The 24,920-nt window shown below is 54.4% G+C and carries 22 protein-coding genes; 5 read left to right on the plus strand and 17 right to left on the minus strand.

What is annotated here, in order from left to right; all coding sequences use genetic code 11:
* Positions 1-212 precede the first annotated feature (212 nt).
* From ABJD00_RS02075 to ABJD00_RS02095, 5 genes are all read right to left on the minus strand, one after another.
* Positions 213-602 (minus strand): DUF1987 domain-containing protein, encoded by a 390-nt coding sequence (locus ABJD00_RS02075; protein WP_413829150.1) that lies wholly within the window; start codon positions 600-602, stop codon positions 213-215.
* A gap of 11 nt (positions 603-613) precedes the next feature.
* Positions 614-1,168 (minus strand): SiaB family protein kinase, encoded by a 555-nt coding sequence (locus ABJD00_RS02080; protein ID WP_413829151.1) that lies wholly within the window; start codon positions 1,166-1,168, stop codon positions 614-616.
* A gap of 15 nt (positions 1,169-1,183) precedes the next feature.
* Positions 1,184-3,676, minus strand: a complete 2,493-nt coding sequence (locus ABJD00_RS02085) for a PAS-domain containing protein (protein ID WP_413829152.1) — start codon at positions 3,674-3,676, stop codon at positions 1,184-1,186.
* Between the two features lie 35 nt (positions 3,677-3,711).
* Positions 3,712-4,740, minus strand: a complete 1,029-nt coding sequence (locus ABJD00_RS02090) for a branched-chain amino acid ABC transporter substrate-binding protein (RefSeq protein ID WP_413829153.1) — start codon at positions 4,738-4,740, stop codon at positions 3,712-3,714.
* 1,177 nt (positions 4,741-5,917) lie between these two features.
* Positions 5,918-7,840: a DUF3604 domain-containing protein gene (locus ABJD00_RS02095; RefSeq protein ID WP_413829154.1), complete on the minus strand. Its 1,923-nt coding sequence runs from the start codon at positions 7,838-7,840 to the stop codon at positions 5,918-5,920.
* A gap of 238 nt (positions 7,841-8,078) precedes the next feature.
* Here ABJD00_RS02095 and ABJD00_RS02100 point away from each other — a divergent pair, with 238 nt between their 5' ends.
* The gene (locus ABJD00_RS02100; RefSeq protein ID WP_413829155.1) at positions 8,079-8,996 is read left to right on the plus strand and encodes a LysR family transcriptional regulator; all 918 of its coding nucleotides are present in this window, start codon (positions 8,079-8,081) and stop codon (positions 8,994-8,996) included.
* A 529-nt stretch (positions 8,997-9,525) separates the two neighbouring features.
* Here ABJD00_RS02100 and ABJD00_RS02105 read toward each other — a convergent pair.
* The 4 genes from ABJD00_RS02105 to ABJD00_RS02120 form a co-directional block, all read right to left on the minus strand.
* Positions 9,526-10,155: a response regulator transcription factor gene (locus ABJD00_RS02105; RefSeq protein ID WP_413829156.1), complete on the minus strand. Its 630-nt coding sequence runs from the start codon at positions 10,153-10,155 to the stop codon at positions 9,526-9,528.
* The gene (locus ABJD00_RS02110; protein WP_413829157.1) at positions 10,152-12,461 is read right to left on the minus strand and encodes a sensor histidine kinase; all 2,310 of its coding nucleotides are present in this window, start codon (positions 12,459-12,461) and stop codon (positions 10,152-10,154) included. The genes ABJD00_RS02105 and ABJD00_RS02110 overlap by 4 nt, the downstream gene beginning before the upstream one ends.
* A gap of 411 nt (positions 12,462-12,872) precedes the next feature.
* Positions 12,873-13,445: a hypothetical protein gene (locus tag ABJD00_RS02115; RefSeq protein WP_413853739.1), complete on the minus strand. Its 573-nt coding sequence runs from the start codon at positions 13,443-13,445 to the stop codon at positions 12,873-12,875.
* Between the two features lie 21 nt (positions 13,446-13,466).
* On the minus strand, positions 13,467-15,266 hold the full coding sequence (locus tag ABJD00_RS02120) for an NAD(P)-binding domain-containing protein (RefSeq protein WP_413829159.1): 1,800 nt from the start codon (positions 15,264-15,266) through the stop codon (positions 13,467-13,469).
* A gap of 593 nt (positions 15,267-15,859) precedes the next feature.
* On the opposite strand from ABJD00_RS02120, the gene ABJD00_RS02125 reads away from it, so the two are divergent.
* Positions 15,860-16,072, plus strand: coding sequence for a hypothetical protein (locus ABJD00_RS02125; protein ID WP_413829160.1), 213 nt, complete (start codon positions 15,860-15,862; stop codon positions 16,070-16,072).
* Between the two features lie 51 nt (positions 16,073-16,123).
* Here the strand turns inward: ABJD00_RS02125 and ABJD00_RS02130 are convergent, their stop codons facing one another.
* The 8 genes from ABJD00_RS02130 to ABJD00_RS02165 all read right to left on the minus strand — a co-directional run bounded on the left by ABJD00_RS02130 (position 16,124) and on the right by ABJD00_RS02165 (position 21,775).
* A complete protein-coding gene (locus ABJD00_RS02130; RefSeq protein WP_413829161.1) occupies positions 16,124-17,884 on the minus strand; it encodes a SulP family inorganic anion transporter in 1,761 nt (586 codons plus the stop codon).
* A gap of 108 nt (positions 17,885-17,992) precedes the next feature.
* Positions 17,993-18,436, minus strand: a complete 444-nt coding sequence (locus ABJD00_RS02135) for a TIGR01244 family sulfur transferase (protein WP_413829162.1) — start codon at positions 18,434-18,436, stop codon at positions 17,993-17,995.
* 21 nt (positions 18,437-18,457) lie between these two features.
* Positions 18,458-19,339, minus strand: coding sequence for an MBL fold metallo-hydrolase (locus ABJD00_RS02140; RefSeq protein WP_413829163.1), 882 nt, complete (start codon positions 19,337-19,339; stop codon positions 18,458-18,460).
* Between the two features lie 28 nt (positions 19,340-19,367).
* Positions 19,368-19,931, minus strand: a complete 564-nt coding sequence (locus ABJD00_RS02145) for a hypothetical protein (protein ID WP_413829164.1) — start codon at positions 19,929-19,931, stop codon at positions 19,368-19,370.
* A complete protein-coding gene (locus ABJD00_RS02150; protein WP_413829165.1) occupies positions 19,928-20,359 on the minus strand; it encodes a DUF6691 family protein in 432 nt (143 codons plus the stop codon). Before ABJD00_RS02150 ends, ABJD00_RS02145 begins: the two co-directional genes overlap by 4 nt.
* A 3-nt stretch (positions 20,360-20,362) precedes the next feature.
* Complete coding sequence (locus ABJD00_RS02155; protein ID WP_413829166.1) at positions 20,363-20,794, minus strand: YeeE/YedE family protein; 432 nt, start codon at positions 20,792-20,794, stop codon at positions 20,363-20,365.
* A 1-nt stretch (position 20,795) separates the two neighbouring features.
* The gene (locus ABJD00_RS02160) at positions 20,796-21,011 is read right to left on the minus strand and encodes a DUF2892 domain-containing protein (RefSeq protein WP_413829167.1); all 216 of its coding nucleotides are present in this window, start codon (positions 21,009-21,011) and stop codon (positions 20,796-20,798) included.
* A gap of 98 nt (positions 21,012-21,109) precedes the next feature.
* Positions 21,110-21,775, minus strand: a complete 666-nt coding sequence (locus ABJD00_RS02165) for a Crp/Fnr family transcriptional regulator (protein WP_413829168.1) — start codon at positions 21,773-21,775, stop codon at positions 21,110-21,112.
* A gap of 137 nt (positions 21,776-21,912) precedes the next feature.
* Here ABJD00_RS02165 and ABJD00_RS02170 point away from each other — a divergent pair, with 137 nt between their 5' ends.
* The 3 genes from ABJD00_RS02170 (at position 21,913) to ABJD00_RS02180 (ending at position 24,920) form a co-directional block, all read left to right on the plus strand.
* Positions 21,913-22,827 carry an MBL fold metallo-hydrolase gene (locus ABJD00_RS02170; RefSeq protein WP_413829169.1) on the plus strand — a complete coding sequence of 305 codons (915 nt, stop codon included), beginning with the start codon at positions 21,913-21,915 and terminating at the stop codon, positions 22,825-22,827.
* A complete protein-coding gene (locus ABJD00_RS02175; protein WP_413829170.1) occupies positions 22,824-23,771 on the plus strand; it encodes an MBL fold metallo-hydrolase in 948 nt (315 codons plus the stop codon). Before ABJD00_RS02170 ends, ABJD00_RS02175 begins: the two co-directional genes overlap by 4 nt.
* A gap of 84 nt (positions 23,772-23,855) precedes the next feature.
* Positions 23,856-24,920 (plus strand): YeeE/YedE family protein, encoded by a 1,065-nt coding sequence (locus ABJD00_RS02180; RefSeq protein WP_413829171.1) that lies wholly within the window; start codon positions 23,856-23,858, stop codon positions 24,918-24,920.

The following is a 24,920-nucleotide window of genomic DNA, read 5'->3' on the forward strand; positions in this document are numbered from 1 at the left end:
GACCGCATATCCACGCTCAACAACCTGCGCCACGGCGTCCTGCTTAAACTCATCCGTAAACCGTATGCCCTTGTTCATATCCGTCTCTCCTTGGTTCCAAAATTACCAAGCAAAGCGTCTACAAATCTAGGGGCACCTCACCCTTTGCGCAGCGAGAGCGGCGGTTGCCTTTTCAATGGCCTCCAGCTCCTTGCGGAAAAGGGCGTCCGAGCTCATTCGCTCTCCTGTGCCACAAGCTCAAATTTGGCGTGTTCCAGATCTTCACCAAACTCCTCACCCAGTTCGAGCATGTTGTCATCTTCCGGATCATAAACCCATTTCACATTGACGGTTGCGCCGGCTTCGGCAGCTTCGTCGATCAAATCCATCAGGGTCATGACGATTTTGGCGCTTGATGAATTGAAATAGATGAACTCAAGCACAAACTCGCATGTTCCGTCGCCGTGGTTGCCGAGATGCGCTTCGAGCGGGTCCATGACAGGCTGGTAAAAGGCTGTGACATCCTCAGGATGCGACTCTCCTTTGAGACAGAAGCGGTTCTGATCAAAATCGAAATCGACTTCAGGCGTATTCGAGGTGGCGGGGATTTTTAGCGGTTCCATATACATATTCCTCAGATATTCGCCTTAAGCGCAAAAAAACTGTGACGATCGTCGACCTTCGCAAAATCAAACTCGATGGGTCGTGACGCACGACGAGCGATTTCTATGAAACCAATGCCCGCACCCTGGCTGTACTCGTCCGGGCCTTCCCGGAGTTTGTCTTTGTAAAACCGCTTAAGCTGATCGTGATTCATGCCTTGGATCTCTCGGAGCTTTTCTGAAACCCGCTCGGTGTCTTCGCTACGGATCAGGTTGCCCGACAGCAGGACATATTCATTGCCCTCTTTGCCGATGGTCAATATGCCAAAGCTAAGTTCGGTTACCTCTGGGGTTTCTTCTTCAGGTACACGTTCTGCCGAATACCGGATGACGTTTTGCATTTGCTCGACAAACACAGCAAACACGCTGCGAACCGTTTTGGTATCAGCTTCTTCCATGGAGAGTTTTTGTTTGAGCGTCTCGCCCACCGCAAGCCGCACTTGCTCAGTCATGTAGCCAGAATAGGCGAACATAACACCTGATTGCATGAGTGTCTTTCGGAGATCGTAGAGATCTGTAGCCAGCATACTGTTCCCCTATGCCTAAGAAATTTCAAACCCGAGAACGGTAAGATCGTCCCGCCGATATTCGTCACCTTGAAATGCCGCAAAGGCTTCACGAAGGCGATCGCCCTGTTCAGCCGTGCGGGTCGTTTCGCTCTCCGCAATAAAGTCGCGTAGCCGCACCTTGCCAAATCCACGACGTTTCGCGCCACCAATCTGATCAAACAAGCCATCCGTCGCGAGAATGTAGCGGCAAGCAGGCTCTAACTTCACGTCGATGTTCGTGAACTGCGTATCGGGACTGTAGCGATTGTACCCAATCCCGGCTTTGTCCCCTTTGACCTCATCGATGCCTGTACTGTTGGAGATAAACAGACTGAACCGTGATCCCGCAAAGGTTATGCGCTGATTAGCCTTGTCGATAAAACAGACACCCGCTTCAAGCCCGTCATCAGTTTCGGTATTGTCTTCGTTCTGACCCAGAAGTTGCTGAAGATCGGCGTGCAAGGCCGACAGCAACGCGCCCGGTGACATCTCGTCATTGGTGCGCAGATGTCGGTCAATAAGGCCACAGGCAATCAAAGTCATAAACGCGCCGGGAACGCCGTGGCCCGTGCAATCGCCTACAATGACGTAGGCGCCGTGATCAGTCTCGTGGCACCAGAAAAAGTCACCGCCAACAATGTCACGCGGCTCCCAGATCAGGAAGTGATCTGGGAGCATGTTGGACAAGGCTTTACGGGAAGGCAGCATCGCCTCCTGAATGCGGCTGGCATAGTGCACAGAGGACAAGATCTGAGTGTTGGCATGGCTCAGTTGATCTTCGCGTTGCTTTAGTTCGGTCAGATCCGAGTAAATCGCGACCGATCCGCCACCAGCCACTTTGCGTTCGCTGACCATGATCCACCGGTTGTCCTTGCGCTTCTGCAACAGGGGCTGGCCCGGCTCGCGGTGGCGTTCGAGACGGCGCTCCAGCCACTCTTCTGGGTCCAGCCGTGCTTCTTCGATCATGCCGGTTTTGACGGCGTTGCGCAGGATTGTTTCAAATGTGAGCCCAGGAGTCAGATCCACGTCAATCCCATCATACAGCAAGTCTTTGTAACGCTGGTTGCTCAGCACCAGGCGATCATCGGCGTCGTAGAACGCGAAGCCTTCGTTGATGCTTTCGATCGCGTCGACAAGCCGTTGCCGTGCGGTGGCGATCTCACGCAGATTACTTTCTTCAACCTCGACCGCAGTATCCCTGAAACCGACAAGGGCTTCAGCCATAAGAGTGATTTCGTCATGTCCCATCACAGGTGGCAGCGGTGTTTTCAGGTTTCCGTCAGCGATCGCCAGCATCGAATTGCTGAGCGCTGATAGCCGCGCTGTGAGGTTGCGGCTGACATAAAGCCAGACGATCAACAGCGAGCTGACAATACTCAGCAGAACCACCGCGATCAAAATATTCCGGTTCTGAAGCCGAGTCTCGACGGCCTCAAGATTGGCAACCGAAATGCGCTGATTTGCAGCATCCACCAAAGTGGCCGATCGATTGGTAAGAAAAGTGGATAGGCGCGTGTTCAACCCCAACAACTCTTCGGCTTGCGTGATTGCCATAAGTTCGGCTTTTCGGATTTCCGGCAAACCCTCCGTCCCTTGGGTCAGTCTAAGCAGAACATCCAACTGTTTCTCCAGACGCCCGCGTACGCGGGTGCGGATATAAGGGAGTAATTGCCGAATATCCGTATGTATCCGTTCCAGAGGGAAACTAAGCAGGTCAACCTGCTCAATAGTGCTTGCTTCAGAAATCAGGAATATCTGGCGGTTAAACGCATCAAACAGGACGGCTGCCTGCTGTTCAGGATAAAATGCAATGATCGACCGTGCCAATTCCTGCTGCCCTGGTGTCAGGTCCGTGTCCGCGTTTTCAGAAGCATCATTGCGCCATTCGCTAAGTTGGGATCCCAGAACTCGAGAGGAAGGCAAAAGGGTGCGCTGTGCATTCGCGTTTCCACGCGCAAGCCGAGTTTGCACCTTCTTCTTGCTTTGGATCAATTGCAAGCGATCGACGACAAATTGATTTATGCTCAGGAAATTATCGTCGATCCGCGCCACAAGCTCCACGGCACGGTCTGCGGCGACGCTTGTGTTGATGGCGCCATCCAAAAGATAGGGCTCATCGTCCAGTTCGCCGTACTGCCGGGCGTCTGCCAACAGAATTTTCAACGTCTCCATTTGCGAAAAAACTTCATCTGAAACAATCTTGCGGTCCGTTTCATTGTCTACGGCCAGCAAAGCGGGCGCGCCGCGCACCACGCGTTCAATGCTGCGCGAAAGTTCCTGCCAGGCCAGCGCCTCAGGCACCCGCCGTTCCGCAATCTGGTCAAACGATTTGCCAACCTGCGTGATCGAATAGATTCCTGTCGCTGCAGCCAGCACAGAGAACATAGCAACTGCCAAAAAAGCCAGAAGTAGTTTCCCACGCACTCCCCAAAACGCTATGGGGTCGGTACGCTGATCCGCGTCGAAGTCAGGGGTTTCCTTGGGCATGCTATCTCAGACGCTTTTCAGAACATTCGCGTCAATCATTCTGCAGGCTCATACCCGTCTTCAGTAATCTGGTTCCATATGAACGAAGTCAAACCCACCACATCACCTTTGCTATCAAAGGAGATCGTACCAAGCACGGTGTCAAATTCCTGTTCCAGAAGAGCGCGGGCGATGTCGGCGCCTTCAGTTGTTCCGGCTTTTTCGACTGCCTGCGCCCAGGCCTGAACCGCTGCATAGCTGTAGAGCGTGTACCCAGAGGGCTCAAAACCTTCATCATTTCTGAAAGCTGTCACAACCGCTTCGGCGGCGGGTGTTTCACGCGCATCGGGCCCAAATGTGAAATAAGCGCCCAAGCCAGCGTCGCCGGCTATAATTGGGAAGTCCTCGCTTGCCAGAGCATCGCCGGATATCAGAGTGATGTTGGGCAGTGCCCCTTTGGCCTGACGAATGATGATGCCTGCATCAGCCTGATACCCCCCCACGTAAATCACGTCGATTTCGCTTTGAACCAGTGCATCGACGAGGTCATCATAGCCGACCAGTTCCGGCTCGTAAGTTTGGAAGAGCGTTTCGGTAACGCCGTTTGCGTTCAGGCGATTTTTAGTGATCTCTGCCAATCCTTGCCCGTAGGCGGACTGATCATGCAAAATTGCAATATTGTCGTCTTTGAACCGCTCCGCCAAAAAATCTCCGGCAATCGCGCCCTGATCATCATCGCGCCCGATCACGCGGAAAACGTTGCCCAAGCCTGAATCGGTCACCAGCGGATTTGTTGAGGCTGGCGATATCATGACGATTTCTTCTTCCGCGTAGATAGGACCACCAGCGATCGAACCACTGGAACAGGCATGTCCGACGACAAAGCTGACCCCTTCGGCAACCAGTTGGCGGGCAGCGACTGCCGCCTGTTCCCCATTGCAGGCGTCATCTACTGATGTTGCCACGATCTGTTCACCCAGAACACCTCCGGCTGCGTTCAGATCGTCAATGGCCTTCAGAGCCCCAAACTCAACTTGCTCTCCCGTTGGAAGAGCCGCGCCGGAAAACGGTGCTGCGATGCCCACAAGGATCTCCGCGTTTGCAAAAGACGCACACAGCGAAAATGAAAACAAAACGGGGCTAAGGCATGGAAATTTCAAATCTATATACTCCCAAGGACGTGCCTTGGGGGATCGCGCCAAACCACTAAAGTGTGCTGCCAGCGTCTTCGACTTCCATCTTCAAACGTTCAGCTTCATTACTGGTTGAGCTAACGGACAAACCCTATTTGGCAAACACTAATTTGGCCCTTGACCCCCTGGCCGCAGCATTCAATCTATGGGTGTGGATACCGGTTGTCGCAATGGCTGTGTCGTCCCTGTTTTGTAGTGGCGGTTAGCACCGTTTCGTGCTGCTTTTCTTCGCTCAAAGCCGAGTTTGTAGGTGATTTATTTGTAGGTACCAGCCTTGCCGAAGAAGCCGCTGGAGATCAGGGGTACGTCCTAGTCACAGCCAGCCCGACCAGCAAAACTAGAGGCATCGCATGATCGACCGTGCGGCACAGTAGAGGTGATGGGACAACAAAGAAAGCCACACTTGCATAAGTACACTTTGTCCCCAACTCAGGCATTGCCCGGAATTTTTCGAATGTCTGCTGTTGGTTGGAAGCTGCCGTGATATCGGAGCCAGTTGATTGGTCCCGACCCCAGTGATTGCCTTCATGGTCCAGTTCATGCTTCAGACATCCGAATCCTCTGGCCTCGTCGCCGATAGGCAGCGGAAGGCGGATAACCTAATTTATCTATAGCTCAGGCAGGTCGCGAAAATGATCAAGTACCTCGGGATTTGCCAGTGAGTCCGTGTTCTTGACGCCTCTTCCGTGCAGCACGTGCGCTCTGGACTGCGTCCACCGCCACAATTCCTTTTCTCGAGTTTTTAATGCTTTCTCGCAGGTCAGGTACCGCCGCCGGCCCACCCAACTTTTTTAATAACTAAGGCTCGAAGCTTCGGTATTGGCGCTCGGAACGACAATCAGGTCGGGTTAATCCGAAGGCTCAAGACTGAGAATGTCGACTTTCTTGGAAAAGAGGCCCGCGAATAATCGTTTCCTCAGTGTCTAGTTCCACGGCTTAGGCTCAGTCGGAAATAGTTTTGAAAGTTCCACACCAGAAAAACCAAAGCAGATCGGGCGCAAACGGGCGTTGGTTTTTTGGTGCGCATTGGAGGCAACGGGCGCCATAAAGCGCCCGCAGCAATCTCAGATCAACCCTCAGGCGTATACCAGATGGGGGAAGAGTACGCCCGTTCCTGATGGATTAGTTGCGCCTCTTCAGGCAGATCGATCCCGTAACGCACCTTGTCGTAGACCACCCAGCGCGGGGTCGGGATTTCCAATACGCGCACATAGTAGAATGCGCGAGCAGCAGGATCAAAGTCGGGATCGCTCCACACGGTTGTCAGCTCCGAGGAACCGATTGTATTGGTCCAGCTTGCCGTTTCCAGATCAACAGTATTTCCGACTTCGGGGACGTTTCCGTTTTCGTCAGCGACACGGTCACCTGACCAGGCAACATCGTAGACTTTCTCGGCAAGCTCTCCGTCAGGAGTGAGCCAGCCCTTGACGACTTGAATCCGATCGAGGTTTGCACCGATGGCATCGCGCAAGGCATAGATCATAAAGCTCGGGGGGCCGTCACCTTCGGTCGGACGCAGGTCACTGCCCATGGGCACGCCTTTGCTATAGCCAATCTCGGCTGGCATCCGTGTGCGGAGGTCCGCGTCGGTGAAGTCCCAGCCGCCAAAGAAACGCAACGCGATACGCGGACCGGTGGTGGCATAGGTCTCCCGCCGCTTGAACGCATCAAAGATCGCGGAACGGGTGTTTTCCGTTGCCCATGCAGCCGTGTATCCGGACGCTACCAATAGGTGACCTGGAATCTCGCCCAGTTCACTTTTGATAAATGGGTGTTCAATCCTTGTTGCGGATGGTTCGACGCTCACAGATTTGCTAAAGAAGTTTTCTTCTTCGGCAGTCGCCAATGATGTGTGACTATCAGTCGCTCCGCCCATACCGAATTTGTAGGGGTTCACACCAAACTTCTCTTCCAGCATCAGACCGCGTTTGAGTGCTTCGCGCGCGTATTCGCCTGCCAGCATATCTTCGGTCTTCAACTCGGTCAGGTCGAGGTTGCCAATGTCCCAATTTTCGTAGTCCGCGAATGCATCGTCAGGGCTCAGCAGCGGATGGGTTTCACCGTCGCCTTTGATCTGTGTGATCTCATAGTGCGGCTCCCATTTGGCACGACGCTCGACATAATTCTGATCAACTTTATCGCCATGGTAGGTATCTTCGGTGGGAAACATCCAACCGTTCGACAGATTTCCGTTATGCGAGAAGGCAACTGCGCGTCCGCCAGTTTTCTCTTCGTACATTTCCAGCCAATCATACAGACTGTTGGGGTTGGTGTCGCCGTAAGGCGGTTGCGTAACCGGTGGCACAACCTGTTTCGCTCGGACACCGCCATCGCGCAACATAACGTTGCGGTGCAGGTTGAAGCCCTTTGGTACCGAGGTCCATTCAAAGCCGATGAAGGCCGTAAAGGTACCGGGATCGTTGTGGCGTTCCGCCGCGTCCACGATGTGCTCCCAGGTAAAGGCAAACGCATCCGCACCGGGGCTGTAGGATTTCAACAAAAGTTCCGGCAGAGTGCCTTGAGAGAAATTGGTAATCAGATCGAAAGCGGACTCCCCAGCCGCGGCACCACCAGCTGAATATCCTTCGTACCATTCGAGGCCTTTCGGGTCCGCCAGAACGGCCGGCTTCCCGGCCTGCAAATCAGGGGCAAAGCCCATAAGGTCTGTGTGATCCGTCAAGACCATCCAATCCAGTGGTCTGGACAGCCGTACAGGTTGCCCTGTCGATGAGATCACCTGTTCGCCCTTTGCAAATCGCCAAGCTTCATCCGGCAACAGAGTATTGCCGAACGCGCCTGCATCTAGCGACAGCCCAGTATGCAGGTGGGTTTCACCCCACAGTGGGCGCTCTGGAATTGTTCTATTTGCATACGGAGAAAAGGGTTTGTCTGAAAACAGATCTTCCGCAGCCTCGGGCGATGGTGCTCCGTCCGCAAAGGCGCCAGACGCCAAAAGCGAAACACTCAGTGTCCCAAACAGTTTTTTGTACATGATATTCTCCTTCCATATTGCAGTCAGTCCGCAGTATGCGACCGACCACAATATTTTGCTGCGATTCCAGATAGTTAATTCTGCTTGTTTTTCCGGCATCGAGAACTGAACCGATGGAATTGTACATCTACGGGCTCAGTCGGACGAAGATACCGCGACAAGCGTCGCACTCGTTCAACTTGCGAGAACTATGCAATTATGTTTCGCTCAAGTCGAATGAATAAGATTGATGACCTAAATGAACAAACTTGATTACCTGTCTATCGACGGCCAACTGCTACAGACTTTCCTTCTTATTCTTGAAACACAGTCCGTCACAAAAGCCGCGCGGCGAATGGGAGTCACTCAATCGTCAGTCAGCCATGCTTTGCGGCGGCTACGGATTTTTTTTGATGATCCGCTTTTCGTGCGCGCGGGCAACGGATTGATACCAACCGAACATGCCGAAAGCCTCAAGAAACCTGCCCAATCTGCCTTGGACCGGCTGAAGGCACTTTCATTTGAGCGTCCGTTCGATCCCACTGAGAACGAGCGGGCTTTCACGATAGCAGCCAACGATATGCAGCGAGAATTGGTGTTTCCACGTCTGATCCGAGACCTCAGTCGTCAAGGCATCGATGCCACTTTCGAGTTTATCCCATCCGGCCACCCCACACCTGCCCTGCTCCGCAACGGGCGATGTGATCTTGCACTTACCCCCTTTCCCCCGGACGCTTCAGATATCTTGCAAAAGCAGATCTTCGAGGGGCGAATGATGTGCTTTTTCGACGGGTCGATCCGTCGAGCCCCTGCGACCTTGGAGCAGTACATTCGCTCGGATCATGTCTCCGTGAAGTTTCCCGATGGTGGAACATCACGTCGCGCCTTAAAGGGAGTCGACACATTCACAATTCCCAAGGCCCGTGTGTCAGTCCCCAATTTTGGTGCCATCCCTGCATTTGTGAAGGGTTCTGCAATGGTTGCAACCGAGATGGATCTTATGAAAATAAGTTGCCTGAAGGATTTGGACATTGCGCCACTTCCGTTCGCCTCTAAACCTGTTTCAGTCTTCATGTCCTGGCACATCCGCGACTCAAACGAGGCAGCTCACATCTGGCTTCGAGAGACAGTGGAACAGATTGCAAATGATGTCGGTGCAGAATTTTCCACGTGCTGACGAGGTATCGGACAGCAACCATAAACTTGGTTATTTTCGCGCTATAAATCTGGCAAATCCCATCACCACGACCTGTCAAACCGCATTTGTGGCGCAAAATTCATGATTTATGGATTTGGAACGCTGTGACCTAGCGGATTATTTTGGCCTGTGCAGATGCTGAATTTGTCACGAGTTCAGGCTTTAAATGAGGGCGTGACGGTTGATAGTTGGGGATAGACTGCCGCCACGCCCTAAAAAATACTTCAAACAAACTATGATCTGCATCTGATGTGCCGGTCACTCGATTTACACACCAGCATGCAGCCAGCAAAACAACTCACGATGTCTCACTGGGTTCCGGCACAACGAACCGGTTTACTCGTACCATTTTAGCAGCCTAAAGATTTGGCCCCCAGAGTGTCCGCGGATCAGTAATGTTTCCGTACGGTCAAACTACCACTCTGGCTCAAAGCTACAAATTGGCAAAATTGCCTAGGTAGATTTACCTATGCCACCGCCATACATCCAAAGAACTTTAGGTGATGGATTAAGAGTTCAACCGTTGCGAGGCGATCGCCAAGTCAATGATTTCAACCATTGAACTGGCCTGCATTTTTTCGAGAATGCGTGCGCGATGGTGGTCCACCGTACGCGGGCTGATTTTGAGAGCGCGCGCGATTTCCTTGCTGGTTGTGTTTGAGGGGTTTGACACGACCATATCCACAATTTCCCGTTCACGGGTGGTCAGAGTGTCCAGCATCATTCTTGCGCGCACCGCCTTGTCCCGGGATTCGTTGGCAAGGGCACTGATTTTCAGCGCCTGATGGATACGATCCACAAGGACCTCCGTGCGAAAAGGTTTTTCAAGGAAGTCGATCGCGCCGGCTTTCATCGCCTCCACAGATTCAGGAATGCCGCCGTGACCTGTGATGAAAATAATTGGTGGCCCGTTTCCTTCAGTCACCAGCTTTTTTTGCAATTCAAGCCCGTTCATTCCCTCCATACCGTAATCAAGCACGATACACCCCGAACGGCCCGTTTCGTATTCATCCAGAAAGGCGCGGGCAGACTCGAAAGTTTTAACTGAGAACCCCCGTTTTTTCAGGGACCTGCTCAGCGAGGACCGAATGTCTTCGTCGTCATCGACAACAAAAATGGTATCCCCTTTGCCAGTCACTTTTGGGCCACCGGTACGGTAAAGCAGAAGCGCGCGCCCCCGGCCTGGCCGGGTTCATGCCACATCCGTCCGCCGCCAGTTTCGATGATGGATCGGCAGATAGACAGGCCAAGCCCCATGCCGTCGGCCTTTGTTGTTTCGAATTGGGAAAACAGATCAAGGCCTGGATCCACACCAGGCCCGCTGTCTTCGACAGAAACCGTAACGAAATCCTTGTCAGCGCTGGATGTTATCTGGATCGAGTTGTCGCGGTTGTCCGTGCCTGCAATCGCTTCAATCGCGTTGCGCAGCAGATTGACAATCACTTGCGCAATTTGGGTGCGGATGCCTGTCACTTCGGGCAGATCTCCGGGGTTGAATTCAATACGTACGCCATGTTCAGTCGCCTCTGCCTTAACCAAGTGCAAAGTCTGGCCGATCAGGGCGTCAAGGTCGAATGGTGTTTTCCATTCCTCCCCCTTTTTGGCGAAATTCCGCAGAGCCTTGATAATGTCAGCAGCGCGGTGGGCCTGTTGATCCAGCTCTTGGAGTATCTGTTGCAGTTCGCTGTCTTGCCCGGCGTTTTCTGTCGCGGTCAAAAGAGCGGCGTCTGCGTTCTGGGTAATGGCGGTCAGGGGTTGATTAAGTTCGTGTGCGAGCCCGGCCGCCATTTGGCCAAGAAGCTCGCCGCGCGCGAGATGCGACAAGTCCCGGTTCAGCTTTTCGATCTGCTTTTGGGAATTGAGGTTGCTTGTGATGTCAGCAATCGTCGCCACGAAATGCAACGGCTTGCCGTCGTTGTCGCGGATTAAGATCGCGTTCACCCTGAGCCAAACGGTCTGCCCATCCTTGCGAAGACATTTTCGGACAACGCTGGCATCGCCGCTATCCAGCATCTCGCTCAATATCCGGTTGAAGGCCGCCGGGTCGTCTGACGCCAGAAAGTCGACCGCCTTCATCTGCAACAGTTCTTCCGGCTCATATCCTGTGATGCTTGCGAACTTGGCATTGACCCGAATGAACCGCCCTGTTTCGGACGAAATTTGCACCATCCCCCGAGATGACAGTTCAAAGGTTTGTCCGTATTCGCGCTCTGCTGTTTTGCGTTGCATGATTTCTTCGGTCAGTGCGGAGTTCGCACGCTCAAGCTCTTTGTAAGTTCTTGGCATTGGCTCGGAAGGATCGACTTCACCCTGCGAAATGAGGGCGGCACGCACCGCGAAGGCACGCACGGGGCGGTTGATGTAGTTGGCCAGCAACAAGCCAACGGCGCCTGTCAGGACGGACACCAACGCCGCGATCCAGATGTTTCTTGTCCGGTTTTGAACAATCGCGCCGACGAAGTCCGATTTTGGTGCATAGACTGCAATCGTCCAGGGCAACTCCTCACTTATCGTTGGCACTATTGTTGATACGAAGTCTGCGCCCTCATAGCTGAACTCGGCATATGTTTCGGATTCAACCAAAACAGAGTCCATCTGCGCCAAACCTCCAAACGCGGTCTGCGCGATATTGTCTTCGATTTCCTCAATCCCAGCGAAACGGAACGATCCGTCTGTGTCGACTGTCTTGAGCAAAGCGGGGTTCGGATGTGCAATCACGTCCCCGTTCTGGTTAACGATAAGGGCAGTACCGTTCTCACCGATTTTTAACTGGGCGAGAAACTCCGATAATTCGCTGATCTCGATATCAACGCCCACCACGCCCTGTATTTCTCCATCGCTGCCGGTCACCGGAGCCGCGATTGTGATACCTGGGTTCTGGGAGGTGAAGAAAATATAGGGGTGTGTCCAGATCGTTCCGCGCTGCTGTTGGGCCTGTTTGTACCAGGGCCTTTCTCTGGGATCGTATGTATCTTCGGGGTCCGGCAGCTGGGCAACTTGAACATAGTCCCGGTCACGCCAGATCAGCTCTGTAGTTCGGTCATCACCGTCATAAGAAATAATTTTGGAGCGGAACGGCGCGGTCACATCGCTGCGTTTGACATAAACGAAATTGCCACGCTGATCGCCGTAAAATAAACCAGCCAGATGCGGCGCCGTCAGCAACTGCTGAAACAATAACTGTTCAAGCAGTTGCCGATTGTCGCTGGCGACAATTCTGTTTTCGGCGATACGCGCAGCCAGTTCGGCAGCATCTTGAGCAGGATTTAGGAATCCCTTGGAATGGGCGATTGTGTTGACGCCAACATCTCGTAGCAGATTGCGCGCATGATCCAACAAGACGCGCTCAGACGTCACATAGGACGACCACATGATGATAATGATCGCCACGAATTGTAGGCCGGCAAGGCAAAATGCAAGTACCAACCCTAACGAGGTTTTCATATGAAATCTCTCCCATACATCCCTGCCCTGCGTCGTTCTGATCGAAACATGGCTGGAAAATGCGTCAGTTGTTTGTGACACTTCAACCGAATTTTTAACAGTGTTGCGGGTCGCTATAGGCAAATCTACCTAGGTGAACACACCAATTTCGCACGATCTTTTTAGGTCGTATCGTACACGGGTGAGTGCAATAGCGTGTGTTTTCTGGTTGCTGAACGTCCTGCAAGCTGATCTCACGCGTTTTTCTTGGTGGTAACCTGTAAGCCGGTACAGTTTGTGCACCTGCGCGGTCCCGGGCCGAGCAGGACGGTTGTGTGCAAAGCCCGGGACCAAATTCCTTCGAACAGTCAACGGCCATTTACAACGGATCCCCGCGAGATCGGGGTCGGATACAAAGCTATGAACAAAGCCTTAAATTCGGGACGAAGAATGACCTTGATGCAGGACCCTTTTTTGATCGGCCGGGTTGCGATGGGTCAACTTGATGACGTTTCGGGCGGCGCAAATCGCATGGTTACTCACCTTTTTCTGCACGAGCCATTCGCGCTTGGTTACGCCATAGGCTTTGCCAAACAGGCCTTTCGACACGCAAAGAATGAAAATCAAGAAGTAAGCTGCGAAACCTACGTGCTGTGTGCGATCAGCCAAATGCTGGGCGATGAAAGGGCTGCCGCCTCTTTTGTGTCTTTTGCTGATACAAAAAAGGGCAACCGGACTTTTGAGCGCGGCTACGACGTAGGCTTGGGCGATATGGAATCCTGGTGCTTGAGCCATGAAGAGCGTCTGCCAGGCGGTCTTGTGCGGTATCTCGATATGGACGGGACCTGCAGCCGCATACAGCGCATCTAAAGGGCTCAGCCACCTATCCAACACTTGGTCCAATGGTTCATTTTCGCGGCCCGCAACTCTTGTTAACCATTCGATCTGAATGCTGCAGTGTGCTTCTTTAAAATGGCCCTTCCCCCACAAAGATCGAAGGGCCATTTCCGCCTAAAAAGTCGCTCTTCAGGTGAGATGATGAACCTCTTGCAATCCGTAAACCGGGGTGGGGATTCCTTCCATTCTTGCCTTGATTTGTAAGGCTAGGAATTGCGAATAGTGCCGCGACTGGTGCAAGTTGCCGCCATGCATCCAGAGGTTTGGCACCTGCGTCGGCTTCCACATATTGCGTTGTTCACCTTCCCATGGACCGGGGTCTTTGGTGGTGTCGGAACCGAGGCCCCAGCACTTACCAAGTTGGTCAGCCATGTCTTGCCCCATCAGGTCAGCAACCCAGCCGTTCATCGAATTGTACCCGGTCGCATAAACCACTAGGTCTGCGATCAGATGGGTGCCGTCATCAAGGATAACGCCCGTTTCGTCGAGTTCCACCACCTGACCGCGTTTGAGTTTTATTTCGCCGTCAATGATCAGCTGACTTGCTCCGATATCAATATAATAGCCTGACCCGCGCCGCAGGTACTTCATGAACAAGCCGCTGTCGTCATCGCCCCAGTCGAGCCAGAACCCAGCCTTTTCGAGCCCGTCGTAGAAATCCTTGTCCTGCGCTTTCATGGCCGCATAGGCGGGTATCTGGAATTCGTGCAGAATCCGATACGGCAGCGATGCAAAGATCAGATCAGCTTTCTCGGTTGTCATGCCCGCCTTAACGGCGCGTTCGGAATAGAGATCGCCCAAACCGAATTCCATCAAGGTATCGGAGCGCACGATATGGGTTGATGACCGCTGCACCATAGTCACTTCTGCATCCGCCTCCCAAAGCGCTGCGCAGATGTCATGGGCCGAATTGTTTGACCCAACAACGACAACCTTCTTGCCTTTCCATTGATCGGGACCGTCATGTTCAGATGAATGCTGTTGGACGCCTTTGAAGGTGTCCATGCCGGGGAACTCTGGCATCCGTTTCTTGCCTGACATGCCTGTCGCCATCACAAGTTGCTTGGGCTTGAGGACGACCTCTTTGCCGTCCCGGTCCACGACAACGGTCCATTCGCCCGAGGCTTCGTCGAATGTGGCGGACTTGGCTGAGGTCTTGGTCCAGTAGTTGAGCTCCATGACCTTGGTGTACATTTCAAGCCAGTCGCCGATCTTGTCCTTGGGGGAAAAGACAGGCCAGTTGTCTGGGAATTTTAGATAGGGCAGATGATCGTACCAGACGGGATCGTGCAGGCACAGCGACTTGTACCGGTTGCGCCAACTGTCGCCGGGCCGTTCGTTCCGTTCAACGATGATCGTTGGCACGCCCAGTTGTCGCAGGCGTGCGCCCATCGCGATCCCGCCCTGACCGCCACCGATAATGACGCAATACGGTTGCGTATCATAGCCAAGCTCAGCTTCTTCTTGCGCGCGTTCTTCGGCCCATGTGGTCCGGTTTTTGCCTGCGCCGTGCTTGGCCCCCAATGCCCGGAGTTCGCCGGCTGGTTCCTCATGCCCTTTCAGTTCTACCAGCGTGGTCAGAAGCGTCCAGATTTTGTCGCCCTTGAGGCGGACCAATCCGTATCCCCGGCCAACTTCGGTTTCGAATGTGATCCACGCAGTGGTAACACCGTCCTCCTCCGCTGGAGCCTCGCCCTCTGAGATTTTCCAATCGCGTGGCTTTGTGGTGGCCAGTTGTTGGGATAGCATGTCGCCGACCTGGTCTTTTCCCTCGACCGTCTTGATATTCCACGTGAAACTCACCAAATCACGCCAATAGCAGTCATCCTCAAACATGTCGCAGGCGCTTGAAATATCTCCCTTGGCGAGCGCGTCGCCAAAGCTGTCCAGGAACGCCTGAGTTTGATCTAAAACCGTGGTATCTAACATTGTGTCCTCCCATTAATCGCTGCAGTGACACTGAAAATTGCGCACAGATTCTGCCGGTGTCCTGACGACCATACCTTTCAAACATTGCTGCTCCGAGGATTTTTTTGGATATGGGCGGAACTCTGTGTGTGGTGGGTTTGCTGGTCAACCCATTGGCTCACTGAAGTTTACGCGGCACACGCAGCATCGCACTGGTGGATTATGCGTACCTCAGTTTGCGCAGACTAAGTCCTACTATACCGAGACAATCGGAGATGCTGCCGACGCAATCTGCTGTGCTCACCATTTGCCATCTCGTCAATTGAAATCGGTTCACCGAGGTTTGTTGAGACGTGCGGGATTGAAAAACCGGACGCTGCCGTTGTGAAGCTTAAGCAGGAGTTCGAAACAGATGCGAATGTGGGGTTTGTGTGCAGGGATCTTTCTTCACTAGAGAGCGTCCACGAAGCCGCAGTGAAGGTACTCAAGGTCCGGATAGTGGTTGTAAGCAGCCTCGGCTGCAATATGGGCATAAAAATAATGCAGTTCGACGACATGAACTGGGACAATAATTACCACCAGAACAAAACACATTCACAAAGCAAGCGGCGCAGATGATGTTTGCCCTTGAGTTACAGGACCGGCTGGAGACCGCCTGCAATTCGAACGTAGAGATTTACGTCTGCCATCCCGGCTCTTCACGGGCATCATTGATCTCGAACATCGGCAATCTAGCAACCCGGATCATGTTCGGGATTTTGTCCCTTTCACCGATGGTGCAATCGGCAGGGGAACCCTATATCCCACGGTCGGTCGCGCTCAAATAAGTCAGCATCTTGGGACCGGCCTCGTAGGCGTTAGCTGGTTATCAGGCGAACTCAATTTTTCGCGGTAGGGGTTTGCGATCGCATTTGAACAGCGTCACATTTCAGGTCTCGCAGCAGAGCCTGCCAAGCGTCGAATTGTGACAAGTGGACGCTTCCATTCAGATCCTTGATAAAACTTGACTGTTTCAGGCGGTCCATCACCGGGCCTTTGACTTCAGAAAGATGTAGTCCAACATCCATGTCCTTCAGGTGTTCGTTGATGGCCTCCAGGCTTTCCAGAGCGGAAAAATCTACTTCGTTAACAGCCGAGAACATGAGGATCACATGTTTGATGCTGCATCCCTCAGCCACTCGATTCTTGACCATTTCCTCAAGAAACCGCGCGTTTATGAAGTACAGGCTTTCATCAACCCGCAATGTAAGCACCTCCGGACTGGTTTCGACGCTGTGACGGTCGACGTTGCGAAAGTGCTGGCTGCCCGGAACCAGGCCAACTTCGGCAACGTGTGGGCGCGCCGTTTTAAACAGGTGCACCAAAACCGAGATGACGACGCCGGATGCCACACCGACCTCAACGCCAAGGCCCAGCGTCAAAAGGATCGTGGCCGTCACAGCGGCGAAATCTGACTTTGAATACCCCCAGGTCTTCTTCAGGATCGCAAAATCGACAAGGCTGAGAACAGCAACGATGATCGTTGCAGCAAGTGTTGCGTTGGGCAGATAGTAAACAAGCGGTGTCAGAGCGACAGCGGCGATGGCAAGGCCTACGGCAGTGTAGGCCCCAGCCGCAGGAGTTTCCGCGCCGGCATCATAGTTCACCACTGACCGCGCGAACCCACCCGTGACGGGATATCCACCAGTAAAGGCCGCCCCGATATTTGCGGCACCCAAACCGATCAACTCCTGATCCGGGTCGATGCGCAGACGTTTCTTCGCGGCCAGTGTTTGTGCAACCGATACAGATTCCACAAAACCAATCACCGAAATCAAGATGGCGGGAACGAGCAGAGCTTTGACCAAGTCTGGCGACAACCCGGGCAAAGTCAGCGGGGGCAGGCTTTGTGGCACGTCACCGACGATCCTGACCCCTGTTCTGTCCAGCCCCAAAAACCATACGGTCAGGGTTGTGACGACAACGACGGCAACTGGTCCGGCCTTGGTCGCAACATCTGCCAGTTTCCGAGACGCACCGACGCTTTTTAGAAACGGCTTCAGACCCTTGCGAACCCAGAACAAAAATCCAGTGGCACTCACCCCGATCACAACCGTGATCCAATTGATCTGCCCAAGGTGGGAAAGGATTGATCCGATCATTTCCGGCAACGTGTGGCCGTATGCGTCAACGCCCAGTATATGCTTGAGCTGGCTGGTAGCGATCAGGATCCCAGATGCGGTGATGAAACCTGCGATCACCGGATGGCTGAGGAAGTTAGCCAGAAACCCCAACCGCAACACCCCAAGCAACATGAGGAACCCGCCCGACAAAAAGGCAAGCGTCAGCGCCGCAACGGCATAGCCAGCGGTGCCTTGTTCGGCCACCTGACCGATGGCCGAGGCCGTCAGCAGCGAAACAACGGCGACGGGGCCAACGGCCAGCGCGCGGCTGGTACCAAAAATGGCATAGAGGATGATCGGCGCGATTGACGCGTAGATGCCCGCTTCGGGCGGCAGTCCGGCAAGAAGCGCATAGGCCAGCGATTGCGGGATCAGCATTATTGTTACGATCACAGCGGCGATCATGTCGTTTGAAAAGGCACTGCGATTGTATGTGCGGCTCCAGTCGAGGATCGGCAGGTAGTGTTTCAGCCCCATCGGCCACGCTCTTTCGAAAAAGCGCTCTGGCGAGCCAACGTCAACCCGCCTGCGCAGTTGCTTACAGAATTTCCACGCACAACGAGGAACACGTTCTGCTTTTGTGGATTATCCGGTCGCTAGAGTTTGGGCCGTGCCACAGTTTGCGATCCTGTCTGCAACTCCCGTCAGGTCGTAACCTGCCGCAAGAGTTGCAGCGAGGATGTCGGATTGGGATCGGCCGCCCGCGCCGTGAAACGCCCAAAGCATCGCTGACCGCGTACCGGTCCGGCAGTAGGCCAGCACCGGAAGGGGCCCCTGCGACAATGCCGCACCGAATTTGGCAACGTCCTCATCGCTAATCTGTTGTGGGGTGACCGGAATGTTATAGGCGACAAGACCCTCCGCCGTGGCGGCCGCTTTGATCTGAGCAAAGGACGTTTGGTCCTCTGTTTCGCCGTCCGGACGGTTGCAGACGATCGTTTTGAACCCAGCAGCTTTTATCGCCGCCATATCGTCGGGATGGATTTGTGGGCTGACGGTCAGCGTGTCGGTGATCTTGTTGAAGTTCATATCGAGCGAACCTTTCTGGCGTTAGAGCGCGTTGACAGGCACCTTGAGCATCGGGTTGCCGTCCTCATCAGTCGGCACCTCCCCCGCCCGCATGTTCACCTGAAGAGACGGAATGATCAGCTTGGGCATATCCAGTTGGGCGTCACGCTCAGTGCGAAACTTGACGAACTCTTCTTTGGTCTTGCCACCGCCTACATGGATATTGTGGGCTTTTTCATCGCCCACGGTGGTTTCCCATGCGATGTCACGTCCGTTCGGCCCATAGTCATGGCACATGAAAAGCCGTGTTTCGTCCGGCAATGCCAGCACTTTCATGATGCTCTCATAGAGCTCTTCAGCGCTCCCACCGGGGAAGTCGCATCGGGCGGACCCGCCGTCGGGCATGAAGAGCGTATCACCCACAAAGGCGGCATTCCCGACGACATGGACCATACATGCAGGCGTATGACCAGGCGTGTATATGGCAAAGGCCTGCATATTCCCGATCATGTAGGTATCAGCATCTTCGAACAACGCATCGAACTGGCTGCCGTCGCGCTGAAACTCGGTTCCTTCATTAAAGACTTTCCCGAAGACATCCTGAACAACTGTGATCTTTGACCCAACGCCGATTTTGCCGCCAAGTTTTTGCTGCAGATAGGGTGCAGCGCTGAGGTGGTCGGCATGAACATGGGTCTCGATGATCCATTCCAATTTGAGCCCTTGGGTCTCGACCTGACGGATCAACTCATCCGCATGGTCAAAAGTGATGCGACCGGCAGCGTAGTCGATGTCCATCACGCTATCGATGATGGCACAAGCGTCCGACGTGGGGTCTTTGACGATGTAGCTGATCGTATTGGTTGCATCGTCGAAAAAGGCCTGAACGTCGGGTTTAATGTCCATGTTCACAGGAAAGGTCATTTTGTTGCTCCTTCGCTTTTCGGCGCAGTCAGTGACCGCGGCCTTGTTCCATCATCATATCGTGGACAGCGGCCATACCGCGATCCGCCATATCGGTGACTTCGGCTGCATGGGTCTGCAGCGCGGCCACCAATTCGGGGTTTTCGGAGGTTTGGATGACGACAAGCCCGTCATCGGTCATCTCGACAACCGATTGGATTTCGTCACCGTGCAGAAAGAATACATCAAGCGTAGGGCTTTGGATCCGGATTTTGGGGTCGTCCTTTTGACCCACGCGATCAATCATGCCGACGGAATGGCTGACAAGAGCATCCATCACCTCCTGATCCGTTGACCTTGTCACGGTCCGGATGCCATCCGGCAGATTTTCCACCTCGCGGGTGATAGTATCGAATTTGCGGAACATCAGTGCCAGTTCCGCGCTTTCTTCCGGGCTAGCATTTTCGCCAAGCAGCCCTGGCATGGTAACTTCATCGTGCAGATGCATGCCCCCACCGTGAACCATATGCCCGTGGGATTGCGCATTGGCAAAAGTCAGACCAGAAATTGCCACCACAGCAACTCCTGCACCGAATTTCATCCAGTTTTTCACTGCATGGCTCCGATTGGTGTTCTGCGGGTTAGAAGACGGCGCAAATAGAACCCAAAAACAACTGCGATAAGAAAAAGGGCAACTTCCCAACGCCCGGTCCCAAGGGCTGGGATCGCAGCACCCGGACAGAAGCCCGCGATGCCCCATCCAATGCCAAATAGGGCCGATCCACCAACCAGTTTCATGTCGATTGCGTTGCCTGTGGGGACCTGAAACTGGCCAGCGAATAGTGGCGAGCCCCTCCGCCAAACCAGTCTGTAACCCACAAAGGTCATGACCAGCGCACCGCCCATAACAAACGCAAGACTGGGGTCCCAGCTGCCTGCTAAGTCAAAGAAATTAAGCACCTTGGCTGGGTCCATCATCCCAGAAATTGCAATACCGGTCCCAAAGACGATCCCCGAAAGCAGGGCAAAAACGAGCTTCATCGGTCAACCTCCCAACACATGACGAATGATAAAAACGGTGATCGCAGCGGTCACCATGAACGTTGGCACTGCAATCAGCGACCGGACAGACAGACGGGACAAACCGCAGACCCCGTGGCCGGACGTACAGCCGGACCCTAGACTTGCACCAAGCCCCACGATGATCCCGCCCACGACGATCATCGCCGGGTTGATAGGTACGTTGATGGCAGGCATCTGGCCTGTGACAACAAAGATCAATCCGGGCGCTAGGATCATGCCTGCGATTAATGCGATGCGCCAAGACCTCTCTTCTCGGTTTTCAGCGAAGACGGCCCCGGACAGTATGCCCGTTGCGCCAAAGATGCGCCCGAGACCCAGCATCAAAAGGACTGCGCCAAGACCGATAGCAAGCCCGCCACCGAACGACGCGAAAGGTGTAAACGTGGTTTCCATCTCAGCACTCCCGGCACGTTTTGAGCCCGAGAACCGAATAGATCGGGCATATCTTAAGCGTTGACGTCGCCAGCATTACGACGCCGATCACAGCTGCGCTGTATTTGAACAGCGGGGTTGCAAAGAGTGTCAGGCTGCTCAGAAACGCCAAGTAAAAAAGGACAGCGCCAATAGCCGCGCGCAAAATTCGGTCGATGGTTCCAACATTCGCAGTCATGAGATGCTCTCTGATGTGATTGATCTTCTCTGTTGATAGCCGGGGCGTTTTTTGGCTTCAGTGATATTGTCACCAAACCGCAAAGAAAATTTCGATGATCAGGTGCTTTCTGCTATCGCGCGCAGCCCCATTGCGTTTGTCATCGTGATTTGCCCACGGGTCTGTTGGATCAGCCCACGTTTGGAAAAGTCCTGCAATACACGCGAGATGACCTCACGCGCGGTTCCCAGTTCGCTGGCAAGCTGCTGATGCGTTGCAGAGATGTCGTTGTTGCCCCCTGCCAGCGCGATCAACCGCTCGGCCAGTCGCACGTCGATCCTGCCAAAAGCGACGTCATCGACCACACGCAACAAATCGATCAGCCGCCGCGAATAGGCGTTGAACACGAAGTTGCGGAATGCTGCTTCTTCGGCCACCAATCTGTCAAAGGCCGGACGCGGCAAGATTACTGCCACAACGTCCGTCTCGGCAGTTCCCTCAGCGTTATATGCCTCTTCGGCCAACATGCATGCAGTCGTCAGCACGCAACTGTCCCCGGCTTCTACCCGATAGAGTACGATATCGCGCCCGCCTTCGGATGATTGCGAGACGCGAATGGTTCCGTTGACGAGAAACATCAGGCTGTCAGGGATATTGTCGGGGTTGAACACCGTCTTGCCAGCTGAAAACCTCACGATCCTCGCATTGTCCAGAAGCCGGTTGCGGACAGAACGCGGCAGTGCCGCGGTGCCCTGAAAGCGTTCTGTCCAGTCGCCGATTGCCATCTTTCCTCAATCCTTTTTCCGTTGCCTCCCGTTAGGACGCATTTCACCTGCGGTGAAACACCGGGTGCTACAGATGTACTTGTCACATCCACTCAATACATTCATATTCAAATATAAGAATTATAGGGAGAGCTTCAATGCGCCAGTCACGCCGTTCATTTTTGCAAAGGGCCGCCGCAGTGCCGCTTGCCAGCGCCCTGCCCAACCTGACACGAGCCGACACACCGCTTGGGTCGGCCACCCTTACGACCGTCAGCGACGGCAGTTTGATGCTACCCGGCAGTTTCATCTTTGAACCCATGCCCAAAGACGAACTGGCTCCAATCCTCACGGATTACGGCATATCGGACGAACGACTGACACCCGAATGCAACCTCGCGCTCTACCGTGATGGAACCAACACTGTGCTCTTTGACGTGGGCTCGGGCCCGGATTTTATGCCAACAGCAGGCACTATCATTGACAGTCTTGATGCCGCAGGGCTTTCGCCCGAGGACATTACCCATGTTGTGTTCACTCACGCTCATCCCGATCACATCTGGGGGTTGCTGGACGACTTTGACGAACCGTTGTTCTATGACGCCACTTACATGATGGGCCGGTCCGAATGGGACTATTGGTGGGATCCAGAAACCGTGAATTCCATTGGTGACGCGCGCGCCGCTTTTGCTGTGGGGGCTAAGCGCCGGATGGAGGTGATCGAGGACAGCGTGCAGCTGTTCGACGATGGTCAGGAAATCCTGCCCGGCATCGCTGCCGTGTCGACTCCAGGTCATACACCCGGCCACATGAGTTTTGAGTTGCGCAATGGTTCTGACAGCGCGCTGGTCATTGGGGACGCAATTGGCAACCACCACGTGGCCTTTCGCAAGCCTGCCTGGATCAGCGGGTCCGATCAGGACGGCGATATGGCCGCCACGACCCGTAAGGTGTTGTTCGATCGGATCACATCCGAGCAAATGCAGGTTGTCGGCTTTCACCTGCCTCAAGGTGGCATGGGTCGCGTTGACAAGGATGCAGATGGGTACGTGTTCGTGCCGGGTGACGTATGATGCGTATTTTTGCCATCTTGAGCGCGCTTGTCGCCTTTCCCGCCCTCGCAAGCGAAGACATCGCAGACCAGTATCCCGGATCTATCCTCTATTCCAAACCGGTCGAGGTGATCCCGCACGTGTGGTCCGCCATCGGGGCCACGGCACCACCAACCTATGAAAACAGCGGGCACAACAACAACCTCAGCTTTATCGTCACAGGCGATGGTGTGATCGTCATCAACGGCGGCGCGGCCTACCTGTTGGCCAAGGCGTTGCATGATGAGATCAAAACGATCACCGACCAGCCCGTCAAATTGGTTATCGACGAAAACGGTCAGGGCCACGCGATGCTGGGTAATTCCTATTGGGCGGAACAGGGCGTGCCGATCCTCGCCCATGTCGATGCCGCACATGAGATCGAGGAGAACGGCTTCCGCATTCTCGAGAACATGAAACGCTACAATCGTGACAAAGCTGAAGGCACATTTGTTGCGGCGCCCACGCAGACCTTTGAAGACCGCGAAGATATCCAAATGGGCGATTTCAGGATCGAAGTCTTGCACCTTGGACCGGCCCATGGCCCCGGCGACACGCAAGTCTGGTTACCTGACAAAGGACTTGTCATTGCCGGCGACATGGCATTCCACGAACGCATGCTGCCAATCTTTGCCGACACGATGACCGCGGACTGGATCGAGACTTGGGAGTGCTGTTTCGAGGCGTTGAACGCCACTTATGTGATCCCAGGCCACGGCCATCCGACCAATATGGATCAAGTGCGCCGCTACACGCGTGACTACCTCGTGTATCTGCGGAAACAGGTCGGTGCGCATCTGGACGCCGGTGGTGATCTGGCCGACGCCTATTATGTCGACCAATCGCCCTATTCCAACCTTGATACGTTTGAAGAACTGGCCACAAAGAACGCCGGTCGCGTCTATGAACAAATAGAGTTTGAGTAGGATCCATTCACTTGCGCTAAGTCAAAGCGCGCGCGCCACAATGCTGGCACAGCACGCGCAGAATAAACAAGACTGGAGCATTTGGTGCTGGAGACCCTGATCGACCGGTACGGTGAACCTGCCTTCATGTGCGCGGCTGGGCTGCTTGTAGGTCTGCTGTTCGGTGCCGCCGCCGCGCATTCAAAATTCTGCCTGCGCGCGGCGACTGTTGAGGTGTCTCAGGGTCAACCCGGCCCCCGGCTCGCCATTTGGCTGGTGGCGTTTTTTGCCGCACTTTTGATGGTGCAGGTCGCCATACTAACCGGTGCGCTGGACACCAGTGATGTGCGCCAACTGGCAGCCACAGGTAGTCTGTCGGGCGCGATCATCGGCGGGCTGATGTTCGGCGCGGGCATGATCCTTGCCCGCGGTTGCGTCAGCAGGTTGCTCGTGCTGTCCGCGACTGGGAACTTGCGGGCCATCGTGACCGGGCTTGTCGTGACGATCGTGGCACAAGCTGCACTCACCGGTGTGTTTTCACCCCTGCGCGAAACGCTTGCGCTGCTTTGGACGGTACCTGGTGGGTCCGCGCGAAACATCGTGACGATGACGGGCATGGGCGTATCTGTTCTAACCATCATTGCAGCACTCGCGTTTTTGGGCGCACTAATTTTTGGACGTGTCCACCGCATGCCTGCGTTCGAGCTTGCAGCGGCAACTCTTGTTGGCGTCGCAGTCTTTGCCGGCTGGGCGGCGACCTACACCATTGCGCAGGTGTCCTTCGAGGTGATCGCGGTGCAATCCGTCACCTTCACTGGGCCCTCAACCGATACTCTCATGGCGCTGGTCACAGCCCCCGAAGTCATTCCCAGCTTTGGCCTTGGCCTTGTGCCTGGCGTTTTCATCGGCGCTCTTCTGACTGCACTGGTCAAGGGAGAGGCGCGCATCCAGCGTTTTGACGCCGACAGTCCAATGGAGCGGTATCTGGTCGGCGGGGTTCTCATGGGCTTTGGCAGCATGCTCGCCGGAGGCTGCGCCGTGGGGGCAGGCATGGCAGGTGGTTCCATCATGGCGCTGACAGCATGGGTCGCTGTGTTCTGCATGTGGATGGGGGCAATGATCACCGATCGCTGGTTGGCGTTACTACAGCAACTGAAGCAATCGATCTAA

This window comes from Tateyamaria sp. (assembly GCF_039945315.1).
Taxonomy (GTDB): Bacteria; Pseudomonadota; Alphaproteobacteria; order Rhodobacterales; family Rhodobacteraceae; genus Tateyamaria.

Coding starts and splice junctions, on each gene's coding strand:
- ABJD00_RS02075 (WP_413829150.1), bottom strand. CDS start 602: ATGGAACCGCTAAAAATCCCCGCCACCTCGAATACGCCTGAAGTCGAT.
- ABJD00_RS02080 (WP_413829151.1), bottom strand. CDS start 1,168: ATGCTGGCTACAGATCTCTACGATCTCCGAAAGACACTCATGCAATCA.
- ABJD00_RS02085 (WP_413829152.1), bottom strand. CDS start 3,676: ATGCCCAAGGAAACCCCTGACTTCGACGCGGATCAGCGTACCGACCCC.
- ABJD00_RS02095 (WP_413829154.1), bottom strand. CDS start 7,840: ATGTACAAAAAACTGTTTGGGACACTGAGTGTTTCGCTTTTGGCGTCT.
- ABJD00_RS02100 (WP_413829155.1), top strand. CDS start 8,079: ATGAACAAACTTGATTACCTGTCTATCGACGGCCAACTGCTACAGACT.
- ABJD00_RS02110 (WP_413829157.1), bottom strand. CDS start 12,461: ATGAAAACCTCGTTAGGGTTGGTACTTGCATTTTGCCTTGCCGGCCTA.
- ABJD00_RS02115 (WP_413853739.1), bottom strand. CDS start 13,445: ATGGCCCTTCGATCTTTGTGGGGGAAGGGCCATTTTAAAGAAGCACAC.
- ABJD00_RS02120 (WP_413829159.1), bottom strand. CDS start 15,266: ATGTTAGATACCACGGTTTTAGATCAAACTCAGGCGTTCCTGGACAGC.
- ABJD00_RS02125 (WP_413829160.1), top strand. CDS start 15,860: ATGATGTTTGCCCTTGAGTTACAGGACCGGCTGGAGACCGCCTGCAAT.
- ABJD00_RS02130 (WP_413829161.1), bottom strand. CDS start 17,884: ATGGGGCTGAAACACTACCTGCCGATCCTCGACTGGAGCCGCACATAC.
- ABJD00_RS02135 (WP_413829162.1), bottom strand. CDS start 18,436: ATGAACTTCAACAAGATCACCGACACGCTGACCGTCAGCCCACAAATC.
- ABJD00_RS02140 (WP_413829163.1), bottom strand. CDS start 19,339: ATGACCTTTCCTGTGAACATGGACATTAAACCCGACGTTCAGGCCTTT.
- ABJD00_RS02150 (WP_413829165.1), bottom strand. CDS start 20,359: ATGAAGCTCGTTTTTGCCCTGCTTTCGGGGATCGTCTTTGGGACCGGT.
- ABJD00_RS02155 (WP_413829166.1), bottom strand. CDS start 20,794: ATGGAAACCACGTTTACACCTTTCGCGTCGTTCGGTGGCGGGCTTGCT.
- ABJD00_RS02160 (WP_413829167.1), bottom strand. CDS start 21,011: ATGACTGCGAATGTTGGAACCATCGACCGAATTTTGCGCGCGGCTATT.
- ABJD00_RS02165 (WP_413829168.1), bottom strand. CDS start 21,775: ATGGCAATCGGCGACTGGACAGAACGCTTTCAGGGCACCGCGGCACTG.
- ABJD00_RS02170 (WP_413829169.1), top strand. CDS start 21,913: ATGCGCCAGTCACGCCGTTCATTTTTGCAAAGGGCCGCCGCAGTGCCG.
- ABJD00_RS02175 (WP_413829170.1), top strand. CDS start 22,824: ATGATGCGTATTTTTGCCATCTTGAGCGCGCTTGTCGCCTTTCCCGCC.